At 31.3% G+C, this 12,704-nt stretch carries 8 protein-coding genes; 5 read left to right on the top strand and 3 right to left on the bottom strand.

What is annotated here, in order from left to right; genetic code table 11:
- The first annotated feature begins 41 nt into the window (after positions 1-41).
- From ACVC08_RS08820 to ACVC08_RS08800, 5 genes are all read left to right on the top strand, one after another.
- Positions 42-2,651 carry a zincin-like metallopeptidase toxin domain-containing protein gene (locus ACVC08_RS08820; protein WP_452601767.1) on the top strand — a complete coding sequence of 870 codons (2,610 nt, stop codon included), beginning with the start codon at positions 42-44 and terminating at the stop codon, positions 2,649-2,651.
- 1 nt (position 2,652) lies between these two features.
- Positions 2,653-2,922, top strand: coding sequence for a hypothetical protein (locus ACVC08_RS08815; RefSeq protein ID WP_452601766.1), 270 nt, complete (start codon positions 2,653-2,655; stop codon positions 2,920-2,922).
- A gap of 2 nt (positions 2,923-2,924) precedes the next feature.
- On the top strand, positions 2,925-3,239 hold the full coding sequence (locus ACVC08_RS08810) for a hypothetical protein (protein WP_452601765.1): 315 nt from the start codon (positions 2,925-2,927) through the stop codon (positions 3,237-3,239).
- Between the two features lie 4 nt (positions 3,240-3,243).
- Positions 3,244-3,513, top strand: coding sequence for a hypothetical protein (locus tag ACVC08_RS08805; protein ID WP_452601764.1), 270 nt, complete (start codon positions 3,244-3,246; stop codon positions 3,511-3,513).
- A gap of 84 nt (positions 3,514-3,597) precedes the next feature.
- The gene (locus ACVC08_RS08800; protein WP_452601763.1) at positions 3,598-3,891 is read left to right on the top strand and encodes a hypothetical protein; all 294 of its coding nucleotides are present in this window, start codon (positions 3,598-3,600) and stop codon (positions 3,889-3,891) included.
- Between the two features lie 232 nt (positions 3,892-4,123).
- Here the strand turns inward: ACVC08_RS08800 and ACVC08_RS08795 are convergent, their stop codons facing one another.
- From ACVC08_RS08795 to ACVC08_RS08785, 3 genes are read right to left on the bottom strand one after another with little or no spacing between them, the layout of a single operon-like run.
- Positions 4,124-7,150: an aminotransferase class III-fold pyridoxal phosphate-dependent enzyme gene (locus ACVC08_RS08795; RefSeq protein WP_452601762.1), complete on the bottom strand. Its 3,027-nt coding sequence runs from the start codon at positions 7,148-7,150 to the stop codon at positions 4,124-4,126.
- A gap of 13 nt (positions 7,151-7,163) precedes the next feature.
- Positions 7,164-10,460, bottom strand: coding sequence for a glycoside hydrolase family 2 TIM barrel-domain containing protein (locus ACVC08_RS08790; protein ID WP_452601761.1), 3,297 nt, complete (start codon positions 10,458-10,460; stop codon positions 7,164-7,166).
- Positions 10,453-12,459 (bottom strand): MGH1-like glycoside hydrolase domain-containing protein, encoded by a 2,007-nt coding sequence (locus tag ACVC08_RS08785; protein WP_452601760.1) that lies wholly within the window; start codon positions 12,457-12,459, stop codon positions 10,453-10,455. The genes ACVC08_RS08790 and ACVC08_RS08785 overlap by 8 nt, the downstream gene beginning before the upstream one ends.
- Positions 12,460-12,704 lie beyond the last annotated feature (245 nt).

Below are 12,704 nucleotides of genomic sequence, written 5' to 3'. Positions count from 1 at the left end.
GTGGTGTCTTTTACACCACCTTTTTATTAACTCTATAAGATATGACAACTATAAAATTTCATAAAACGCCTAATTCTGGGTTAAAGAAAAATCATGTAGATATAGAAAGTCACAAGGTTAATAGATTAGGAATTTCGTCTAACACTCCAGATTGCAAGTATGTAAACAGTTTTATTTCTAACACACCTATTAATGTAAAAAAATTGATAAGCCATTTAAGCTCCGCTTATTTTGAAGAGAAAAAATTCGAAGCGTTAAACTATCGAGATAATGCCGCTATCGCTAAAAAATATAGGGAAGAAATCATAGAAGCTAGAGCTGTAAAAAAGGACAACCTTGTAGTTGCTCAAAATAAAATATTTAAAAAGCAACCATCAGTTACAAAAAAAGAGCTCTCTAAAACCATAGAAAATCTATACTATAATATTTTATCTAAAAGCTTATCGTTAAATACAACAGTATGCTATATAGATAATGATAAACGTAAAAACGAGCATAAAGTATATATAGACTACAAAGACAAAACAATTACCTATGGCTATAATATATATTACAAAACCTCCGAACAAAGTACTAAACGTAAAGCAATACTATTAAAAACAAGTAGCGTAGCAGTATTATCTTTCTTTATAGGAAAAGTATATGGACAACAAGAAGTTAAAAAAATTCAAGATGCTATATACGATACGTTTATAAAAGAACTTAAAAACACTAAAAATGTAGAAACATTAGTGTTTTTATATAAAAACCTACCTAACTATATAAAACAAGGTTATAGCACAGAAGATAATAAAGATAAAAAACCGCATAAACTTCCTGACGAATTACTCTGGAAGCATTTTTTACTATTTGTCGATTATGATAAAGGATATAAAGATGCAAGTTATTATGTCATGTATCTCATGTCGCTTATAACTCCAAAATTTTGTATAACAAAATTTGTAAAAGACCAAGCTCTGGTTATAAAAGTGTACAATGGATTAGATGACAGAACACCCATAAACGAATTCTTTGGAGTCTATAAATTGTCTGAAACATTTAGCATAGGTAATAATACATTAGAACCAACTAATAGAGACCTTTTTGTAACACTTATTAATGCTTACATCCAATTATACGAAGGTGATTCTGAAATTGCTGTTTTTGAACCTTCTGGAGCACATTTCCACCAAGGCATTACAAAAGGATATCATGATGACTATAGCTACGAATTAGAATATAAGTTAGATAGTAATATTGCCTTTTCCAACTCTGGAGATAATAAAAACAAAGTAAAATTATCCAACTATTGGAAAATTATAGAAGACCACGGCGAAGCATTTAATCAAGATGGTAGTGTTAGCACTGTATATAATGTGCGCAGAGGTTATAATGAGATACCAGAATATTACAATCCACTAGACATTGTAAAGTTTACACAATATAACGATAAAGGTGAAGCCGTAACAATTAATGTCCCTGTACTGTTTGTAAAATATGCTTCAGATGTTAAAGAATGGGAGAAAGTTAATGAAGGGATTCGCTTAGGAGTTGATGTATTAATGATTATTGCTGGCGTAGCCACCTTAGCTTCTGGAGTTGGTTCGCTTATGCTATATGCTACTATAGCAGACTTAGGTTTAGCAACTACCGATATTATAATACAAAGCGAAAAAGATACTATAAAGAAATCTAAAAAAGGAAAAGAATTTTTAGATAATTGGGAACAAATATATAATATAGGCGGTTTAGTTACTTTTAGTCCTGTCGCTATAAAAGCAGTGGCAATCTATGGGCCAAAAATGCTAAGTTCGGGAGCAGAATTATTACAAGTAACAGGTAAAACCATTGTAGATCTTAAACTTCATAAAAAGGTAAAAGATTTAACAACTAAGGCTATACATAGCATAGAAATATCTAACTTTAACAAAACGGGGTTAGAGATATTAAAAAAAGGTTTTACTTCTATCCCTGAGTTAAGAGGCGCTATTAAATTACAAGAATTAGGTGTTATATTTGCTAAAGGCGGGAATGATACGGTTGCAGTTATTTACAAGAATGTCGCAATTGTTAGCGGTAAAATAAAAGAAGTTGGAGTAAAGTTAAGTACTGCTATAAAAAAGCTTAGAGGTAAAACCTTAGAAAAGTATCTAGATGACCTTGTTGAAGTAGCACTAGATAACATAAAAGGTAAAGGACTCTATGGAGGTAAAATATTATCGAAAGCAGATTTAGATTTATGGGCAAAAAACTTATTAGAAAAATATGGCACAAAAATAGAGAGAGTTGATAACTTTGATAAACCAGGTATATTAGCGCAATTTGATGCTAATACGAATACTATTAGATATACAGATGATGTTACGGAATATTTTATGTTACATGAATCGTTTCATGCAGAAGAAATGTCTATAATAGGTAAAACAGAGTATGTGAATAATGCTGCCTTAGAAGGGGTCAAATTTCCAAATGAGTATAGTGATTTAAACTTAATTCGTTCATATAAGAGAGAAAAATATGTACACGACAGAATTATTGAAGAGGCTAAAAGACACGGAATTAATCTTGAAGAATTGCAACATAATTTTATGCATTTAGATTACTTCTATATACTAGAATTAGAAAAGAGAAATATAAACATTTCAAAAATAAACATAACAAACACAAAATAAAATGACTGAATCAGAAATAATAAATAAGGTAAAAGATTATTTAATAGCTACCAACCGTTATTCTAATCAAGAATTACGATATAATGGAATTCGCAAAAATGCACCATTATCTGATGGAACATTCAAAGATTTACATATGGTTGTTTATGACTCATACTCTACTAAAAATGATTCATTATCACATTTTCCAACAATGGTAACTTTAGATGTTGAAACAGGTAAATTGGAGTTTATTTTATCTAAAAATATTTTGGATAAAATAGAAGAATAAAAGTGGCTTTTCTTTTTTATTATTTAATGACTCATGAACTGTTTCATACAGAAGAAATGTCTAAAATAGGTAAAACTGAGTATCTTAAAGATGCTCCGTTAAGAGGAACTGAAATAGATGACTATACACCAGAAAATTGGATTAGATTATATAAAAGAGAAAAATACGTTTATGATAAGTTAGTAGAAAATGCTAAAGCTTATAAATTAAACCCACAAGAACTAGCAACTCCTCCTTTTGGGCATGCTTTTGGGTATTTTGATACATATGTAGTTTTTCAATTAGAAAAAAGAAATATTCCTATACCAAAAATTTAAAATTATGATAGAACAACAATTAGAACAACAATTAGAACAATTTTTAAAAGAAAATAATAGGCAATATTATGAAGGCTCTATTAAATATAAAGCCTTAAGAAAATCAGGAACTCCAGAAGGCATTATAAGAAACCTTCACATAGTTTCATATATGGTTTCTATTTCTGACCAACCTTATGATGGAGACGGATTCTATTATGCCCATTTCGATGAAACAAAACATCATTTAGTTTATATTTTAGGACCTCAATCTACTGAAAGAATAGGTGAATAAATACATCAGAGCTGTTAGATGATAAAAGCTATGCTAGAATCGAAAAAAATGTACCCCTATAAAAGACTGAGCAACTAAAAATATATGATTAATAATATTAAATCAAAATTAGAACAATTAGGGTATTACGTATCAGTTAAAAGAGAAAACAAGTGGTTACAAATAGAAACCAAGGACACATCTGACCTAGAAGAACATGTAGATGATAGTCCTTATAAATCAATCCCTATTAAAGATTTCAACCCTTTTTATATTAAAAAAGTAGAATCAAACATTAAGTTAACTTATTTTCCAGAAGGTATGTTAACCTACGAGAAAGAATTTGATAATGTAGATGAATTAGTAGAATTTATTAAGATTGAAATACAGTTAGAGTAGTCCTCCATAAATTTAAAAGCTACTACTATTTTGCTTCCAAAGTTGCTTATTATCTTCTTTAGTATTATTAAACTTATACCTATAACAATGTTTATCTATTGGACTTTGATAGCTACAATGCTAAAAAGATCAAAAATTTCATCTAGGCAATTTTCTTTAGGTTAGGTGTTCAGTAATTTATATTTAATTTTATTTAACAACATGATTAATCTGGTACTATAACGTAAAATATTTATATTTTCATAAAATCTTCGTTTAAAATCTTTTCTAAATAAAACAACAACTCTTCTGCATTTTGTTTAGTAAATACAATTGGTGGTTTTATTTTTAATACATTATGATCTGGCCCATCTGTACTCATTAAAATACCATGATCTTTAATTCTATTTGCTAGATATTCTGTTTGTAATGCTAATGATTTCTTATTACTGTCTACTAATTCTATTCCTAAAAATAGCCCTTGCCCACGAACGTCTCCTATAATTGGAAAATCATTTGATAGTTGCTTTAATTTAGATTTTAAAAACTCACCAACTTCGTAAGCATTCTTTTGTAGTTTTTCACGTTTTACTGTACGCAACACTTCGGTTCCTATGGCACAAGATACTGGATTACCTCCAAAAGTATTAAAGTACTCCATTCCGTTTGCAAAAGCATTAGCCACTTCTTTAGTGCATGCAACTGCTGCCAAAGGATGACCGTTTCCTAATGGTTTTCCTATTGTTACAATATCTGGAGTTACATTATGCAATTGAAACCCCCAAAATGTTTTCCCCATTCGGCCGCATCCTGTTTGCACTTCGTCTGATATACACAATCCGCCTACTGCTCTTATTTTTTTGTATGCTTTTGCTAAGAACCCTTCTGGTAGTTCTATTTGTCCTCCACACGAAATAATTGGCTCAATAATAAATGCTCCAACTCCTCGTCCTTTTGCATGTACTATATCTATCTGTTTCTGTACTTCTTCTACGTATTTATTCGCAGCATCATCTCCTGTATATTTTCCTCTAAAAGTATCTGGTAATGGAAAAATATGAGTATGCTCTGGAGCTCCCTGCCCTCCTTTTCCATCAAATTTATAGGATGATATATCTATACACATATTTGTATTTCCATGATAACCTACCTCTGATGCAATAATATCTCGTTGCCCTGTTGATGCTTTTACCATTCTAATGGCTAATTCATTAGCTTCACTACCTGAATTAACAAAATGCAAAACATTAAGTTCTGGCGGCAAGGTTTCTATAAGTTCTTTGGCTAATTCGTTAATATTTTCATGTAAATAGCGCGAATTTGTATTTATAAGCGCCATTTGCTGCTGTCCTGCTTTTACTACCGAAGCGTGTTCATGACCTACATGTGCAACATTATTTACTGTGTCTAAATATTTTCTTCCATATTGGTCCATTAAGTACTGTCCAGCACCTCGTACCATTTTTATTGGTTTTTTATACTGTAAACTTAAACTCTTACCTAGGTGTTGTTTTCTGTAAGTTATTAATTCTTTATTACTAGTTGTTTTTTGATGTTGAAGTGCCTCTAATTTAAACAACAGATTTGGGTTAGGGCAAATACTTTTCCAAATTTCTATCTCACTTAAATACGTTACACCTGGATAATCATCTGTATAATTAAACAATGAAAGCATGATTTGAAAGTGTAAGTGTGGTACCCAACTTCCATTTTCTATTGTATTACCCAACTCAGCTATTTTATTTCCTTTTTTTACATGGTCACCTAGTTGATATTGTGTTGCGCTTGCTACAGTTAAATGCCCATATAATGTATAAAATGTTAAATTATCTATATCATGTTTTAAAACTAGCAATCCACCATATTCTTTATACTTAGAGTTATCTACTGCTATAACGACTTCTCCATCAAAAAGCGCATGTACTGCTGTATATTCTGGCAACCAATAATCTACACCTAAATGAATCGATCTACTCTCTCTTCCATTATTTCCTATTGTATCGTATTCTGTTGAAGTGTATAGTGGTCGAGGTTCTAGGTAACCACCTGCAATAACTTTATTAGGTATCTTTTTTTGAAGCTGATTTATTTTAAGTTGAAACAACTCTAAATCATTAAAGTCTTCTTGATGTCCTACCCATTTACTAGATACGCTTAAATCTAAAAGAAAAGCTTCATCATTATTAATTGTAGGAAACAGTTTTGAAAGTTTAAATTGATTCTCACTCGCCCATTTTTGAAATTGTTTTTCTTTTGGATGCGCAGTAAAACCACAAGCGTTTCTAAATGCGTATTCTGCAAATTCTGGGTGTATTCTGCTCCATTTTTTTAACACTTCCCAAGCGGGCTTTTCTGAAATTAATAAGTAAGTGTTATCTGGCTCTTTTTGTTTATTTATAGCTGATTTTGTAACCGAAATAACCAATCGCATTGCAATAGTTATATATAAATACTTCAACTCTTCTTCTTGTAATGAAAAAGTAGAATGATAGCCTTTTACAATAGGTAGTGCTGCTTGCAACGGATTATTATGGTGCATTACACAATAAGCACAACTAATAGCTAAATCGTTTATAATTTGGGTATGTATAGCATCTCCATAATCTATAGCTGCTTTTACGACAGGGTTTATTAATGTATTAGATACAATTATATTATTGTCATTAGCATCATTATGAACAACTGCTTTTCTAAGTTTAGAGTAAGTGTCTTGTACTGTCTCGAATTGTTCTTGAAAAGAGGATAACATCTTTTTTTCTTCTAGCGAGAATAAATTCAAATATTCTTTTGTCCATAACGATTGTGCAATATCCCACTCAAAATTACGATGTGCTTCTGCGTGATTAAATCCTTGTAATGCTTTTGTAAGTAACCCACACTGTTCACCTAAACTGTAACGTAAGTCGTCTAGTTGCGGATTTACATTACTCCAAACCCTTCCTGATACCCAAGTTAATAAACGAACTTTTCGCTTACGTCCTTTATGATCCAGAATTTCAGAAATTGTATTTCCGTTTTTATCTTTTATTACTTTTGGTGCTATTAGTTTTTTTCCATTTTTTTCAACAAATTGTAGTAACTGTTGTTGAAAGTTTAGGTAATTTTCGTTTTCATCTGGTCGTGATATTTTTAAAATATAACCGTCTCCGTTTTCAATTTTTATTCTAAAATTAAAATCTACTTCTCCTAGAAGTTCCAAAGCTTTTCCTTTTATACTAAAAAGCTCGTAAAGAACATTTTCTGCTTGAGCTGTTGTTATTTGCAAATTTTTATAATTCATTACTTATACGGTATTACTCTTTAGTTTTATAACGGTACAACTTACTCAATTGAATAAAGTGCTTTTCTGTTTTGTCTTTAAATGGAATTATGTAAAAACTATATTGATGCGTTTTATTTCCTTTAAACTGGTAATTTTCTTGAGGTTTAGAATACCAACTATCGTCTCCCGCCAAACCTCGCTGCCCTAAATCTATATTTAATTGCACCAGATCTTTTTCCTTAATATCTGTAGTGTGCTTGCTTTTATTAGAGTTTTTATAATCTAGTCCAGCAGTAGTATCAAAATCTTCATTTTCCATGTGGAGTGCACTAAAACTTAATACGTTTGTATTGCCTGCTACAAATAGCACTCCATTATTTTCATTATTTGAAACCGCTATCCATCTTACATCTGTTTTATAGCCATTATCTTGTGGCCTAATGTATGGCACATATTGCTCTTTTACTTTAGAAGTGTACAGATCTACAAAGGCAGACACTTTTCTGTCTTGGTAATTCTCCCATGGCCCACGACCAAAATAGCTTAAATTTCCGTAGTTTTTAGGAGTTTGCATTCGCATACCAATTCTAGGTATATCTCCTTTATAATTAGTTTTATTCAACTTGTTTTCTATATAAACCACACCATTTCCTTGAATAGTATAACTCGACTGAAATGTCGTTTCTACAGCTGGCAGCTTATATATTACATTCACAATAACATTTGAGGCATCATCGTATTTATATTCTAGCTTACCCAGTACAGTATTAAGCGAAGCTGCTTTCCATGCTATGTTATTTTTATCCATAGCATTACCAAAATCATTATCTGTTACTGCTCGCCAAAAATTAGGTTTGGGAGCTTTTCCCGTTTTAAAAATCTCTGTTTTTTGAAATTTATATGTATTAATTATTCCTGTTTTTTTAGAGAACACAATATTTACATCTTCATTAGAAATAATGATGTTATCATTTTCTTCTTTTACAGTAAGTGCTTGTTTTGCTGGAAGTAATTTATTTCGTTTTTCTTTAAATTTAGATGTTAGGGCAATTTGCTCATGGGCTACTTCAAAATTTTCTAATAGTAATCCCCATTTCTTTTTAGTTTTTGCTGAAATCTCTACAAAATACTCTGTATTATCTTTAAAATCTATAGCTTTTAATGGTATACGAATAAGTTTACCTGTATGTGTTTCTACATTTATATCTTCAATTTTAATTTCCTGCAATACTTTTCCGTCTGCTTTTATTTTCGCAGAAAAGTTAAATTGATTTAAATTAGTGAAGTCGTATAAGTTTTCTACTAGCACACGTAATTCGTTATGTTTATTAATTCCTTTTTGTTTAAAATTAATAAATTCATGCACCTTTTTAACTTCGTATAACGCGGGTTGTGGTGTTCTGTCTGGGAACACAATACCGTTATTTAAAAAAGTATTATCGGTAGGCATATTGTTTCCGTAATCTCCTCCATAGGCATAGAATCGCTCTCTTTTTTTATTAGTTTTCCAAATGGATTGATCTACCCAATCCCATATAAAGCCTCCTTGTAAATTATCGTATTGCTCAATAATGTCCCAATAATCCTGAAAGTTCCCTGTGCTGTTGCCCATTGCATGTGCATATTCGCTAGGTATAAAAGGACGATCGGTTTTAGAACACCCAATTTCCTTAAATCTTGCTGGTGATGGGTATTGCGGAACTATTATATCTGTATTACTATCCATATCGTACAAACTACCATCGTAATCCTTATAAGGGCGCTCGTATTGCACTGGCCTTTTAGTATTATCGTTTACTTTTATAGCATCATAGCCTTTAAAAAAGTTAACACCATTACCTGCTTCATTACCCATAGACCAAATAATAACTGAGGGGTGATTTCTATCTCGCTTAACCATACGTACCATTCTGTCTACATGAGCTTTCTCCCAATTAGGTTGTTTTGCTAAAGAGTATTTACCATAATACATGCCATGAGATTCTATATTAGCTTCATCTACCACATATAAACCATATTTATCGCATAATTCGTAAAAACGTCGTCCTCTTGGGTAATGACTTAGCCGTACTGCATTAATATTATTTTCTTTCCAAAGTTTTATGTCTTTTAAAATAAGCGCTTCAGACATTACATGGCCTGTTTCTGGGTCTGTTTCTTGAGTGTTTACGCCTTTTAATGTAATGCGTTGTCCGTTTACTAAAAGCAGTCCGTTTTTAATATCGACCGACCTAAATCCTATTTCTCTTTTTGTTACTTCTAGTACTTGTCCGTTTTTATCTTTTAACGCTATAATTAGCGTATATAAATTAGGATGCTCGGCACTCCATTGTTTTACATTAGGTATGTTATTAAAAAAAGAAACGCTTTGTTTGCTCTTTTTCTTAGCAGAAAAGCTCTTTTCTTCTGAGGTTATTTCATTTTGTTTTTCGTCTAATAACTTATATGATAGTTTTCCTTTTTGCGCTTTTAACAAATGATTCTTTAAAGCTACCGAAAGTTCAAAAATGCCATTTTTATAGCTTCCATCTAAACTAGATGTTATTTCAAAATCCTGAATACGTAATTTAGGCTGTGCATATATGTATACTGAGCGTTCAATACCGCTAATTCTCCAGAAGTCTTGACATTCTAAATACGAACCATCTGTCCATCTAAAAATTTGAATAGCTAAACTATTTTCGCCTTCTTTTATAGCTTTTGTAATATTAAATTCTGAGGGTAATTTACTACCTTGAGAGTAGCCTATGTATTGGCCATTAAGCCACACAAACCCTCCCGATTTCATTGCTCCAATATGTAAAAAGGTTTCTTTATTTTTCCAACTTTTATCTATGGTAAAGTTACGTCTGTAAGAGCCTACAGGGTTATACTTATTTGGCACATCTCCAGGCTTTTTAGGGTAATAGGTATCTACTAACTCCATATCGTCTGCAACGGGCGCCTTATAGTCTGCAAACTCATATTGATGATTAACATAAATAGGAATCCCAAAACCTTCTACTTCCCAGTTTGAAGGTACTTTTATATCATCCCAATGTGAGACATCTATTTTAGGGTCTATAAAAGCAGTTGGCCTATCTTTGGGGTTTCTTACCCAATTAAATTTCCAAACACCGTTTAAAATCTGGTAATATTCTGGTCTAGCATTAAATAGATTTTCGTATGAGTTATATGAGCTAAAAGAGGCGTGAGCGTCTAATTTATTTTCTTGAATAACTTGTTCGTTTTCTATATAATATCTATAGTTTTTTATAGGATCTTTTTCTTGACTAAATGATATCAAGCATAAAAAAAGAGTTATTACAAATCCTGTTGTTTTAACCATTGTTTTCGTTCATTAATAACATAATAATATGGGCTGCACTCCAGCTAAAATTGTGCGCGTGTAATCCTTTTCCTGTTAGTGGGTGGTAATTTTCTCGAATAGCAGTGCCTTTTTCCAGTAGTCCTTCTGCTCCTTTTAAAATTTGCACTGTAGCCTTATCTGCATCTTCATTGTATCCGTAATTACGTAATGCTTTTACTCCAAAATAGGCTTGATCCAACCAATTTGGACCTCGCCAATACCCTTTTAATGGGTCGAATTTTGCATGGTCTGCACTCATTGTTTGAAAAGGAACTTTGGTATAAAATTTTGTAGTATCCATCATTTTAATTCTCACTTTTGCTGCTTGCTCTTTGGTTGCTGCTTTAGCCCAAAGCACTGTCCAACCTTCACTTCCTTCTCCTTTTATAAATTGAGTTCCTTGTAAATTAGTATCGTAAAACCAACCGTCTTTTTTATCGTAAAATTGTTTCTGAATTTTTGTTTTTAAAATACTTGCTTCGTTTATTAATCTTTTGGCTTCTTCCTCTTTTTTTAGTTCTGTTGCTAATTGTGCCAAATACAATTTTTCTGCATATAAGTACGCATTTAAATCAACAGATTCCTGATCTAGAGAATATGCTTCTTCACTATTTTTAAGAATTTTAGAATTATCAAATCTAATAGCGTTATCCATACCACTTTCCCATTTTGCAGCTATTAAGCTTCCATCTGTAGAGCCATATTCGCATAGCCCATCTTGGTCATGATCTCGCTTATTATACCACCAATTATGGTAATTAATAAGTTTAGGGTATATGTTTTGTACAAAAGCTATATCCTTATCTTTTTCATAAATTTTAGCAACCGCCCATGCAGATAATGGTGGTTTGGTATTTCTATAATTATGTGCTTCTATAGTAGTATCTCTATAGACACAGTCTACAACAAAACCATCTTTGTTTTGGAACTCGAACATTAATTTAATTTGTTGTTTTGCTAAATCTGTATTGTAATAAGATAGCCCCACACTATGCTTCCATGAATCCCACGACCAAAAACCATTAAACCACGTATAATGGTAACTAGGAAATAATCCTTCGTATTTAATTTCTCCTGTAGGAATACGCCAATTATTTTGCAAAGTTACGTGTGCTTTAGATAGCACTTGGGCGTATTCATTATTTTGAAATTGCTTCTTTCTGTTTTGTATGAGGGTTTTTAACTGGTTGTTTTTTTCTATTCTCCTTTCTAATAACAATGTGTCGAAATCTAGAGTTAAACTCGTTTTCTGTTCTTTTTGCCAAGAGTACTCTGGGAAAATAAAACTCTGATAAACAGTAAACTCTTTTGATGTATTAGGTTTTAATGTTTCGGTTACTTTATTAGAGATATAACCGCTACCTGTTACACTTATATTAATTTCTTCGGGAAAAACAACATGCCCAATAGCTTCCGTTTTAGACGATTTTGTAATTAATTCATTCTTATGCTTTGAAAGTTTTAATGAATCGGCTAACAGCTTATTATTTCTAAAACTATATTTTAAGTCTATTATAGATTTACTTTTATTAGTTATAATCGTTTTTATTGCTGCTGTGTGCCCCGAAATAAATACTAGTTGTTGTTGCAACTCTATTTTTTTTGAGTGGTATGTTTGTTCTAAATGACTGTTATAACTTTTTATTTTATGCGAAATCCATTTTGTGTTATCTATAACTAAGTTTGTTAATGCACTGCTACTCCATATTCCATTTTGTTGCGTCATTAAAAAAGGTCCCGTAAAACCCGTTATGTTTGTTGAATCTGGAAAACTATATGCAAACCATGCGCCTTGATCGGAGAACATTAAACCATTTTTATCGAACTTATGCTTAGGTGTTATTTTATAATTAAGTAAGTTATTTTGTGTTTCTAAGTATTTAAAAGATGTTTTATTGTTGTCAATGTTTTTTTTGCCGTTACAGCTTGCAAAAAGACATACTGTTATTATTAGTAAAATATAAGTGTTTTTTATCATCTTTTAATTGAATTATCCATTGAACGCTTGCTACTTTTTAGTTTTAATTCTTTCTTTTTTATAACTCTTATTAAATTTCTGTCACCAGGAATAATAAAAAACACCACCTTTTCTATAGAAAAGTCATTAACTAAGTCGCTAATTTTATTTTTTAATGTAATACCATTTTCTTTAATAAGAATTATACTTATAAAACAAATGTATTTTTTTTACCCGAAACAAACTAGTAGAGACTAGTAGCTTTT

The sequence above is a fragment of the Pontimicrobium sp. MEBiC06410 genome, assembly GCF_053601615.1.
Note: the sequence above shows the minus strand (reverse complement) of the source record. Positions and strands in the feature narration are given on the sequence as shown.

What these genes read in the sequence shown, in the direction of transcription:
- ACVC08_RS08805 (WP_452601764.1), top strand. Translation starts at nt 3,244, where the DNA reads ATGATAGAACAACAATTAGAACAACAATTAGAACAATTTTTAAAAGAA.
- ACVC08_RS08800 (WP_452601763.1), top strand. Translation starts at nt 3,598, where the DNA reads ATGATTAATAATATTAAATCAAAATTAGAACAATTAGGGTATTACGTA.
- ACVC08_RS08790 (WP_452601761.1), bottom strand. Translation starts at nt 10,460, where the DNA reads ATGGTTAAAACAACAGGATTTGTAATAACTCTTTTTTTATGCTTGATA.
- ACVC08_RS08785 (WP_452601760.1), bottom strand. Translation starts at nt 12,459, where the DNA reads ATGATAAAAAACACTTATATTTTACTAATAATAACAGTATGTCTTTTT.
- ACVC08_RS08815 (WP_452601766.1), top strand. Translation starts at nt 2,653, where the DNA reads ATGACTGAATCAGAAATAATAAATAAGGTAAAAGATTATTTAATAGCT.
- ACVC08_RS08820 (WP_452601767.1), top strand. Translation starts at nt 42, where the DNA reads ATGACAACTATAAAATTTCATAAAACGCCTAATTCTGGGTTAAAGAAA.
- ACVC08_RS08795 (WP_452601762.1), bottom strand. Translation starts at nt 7,150, where the DNA reads ATGAATTATAAAAATTTGCAAATAACAACAGCTCAAGCAGAAAATGTT.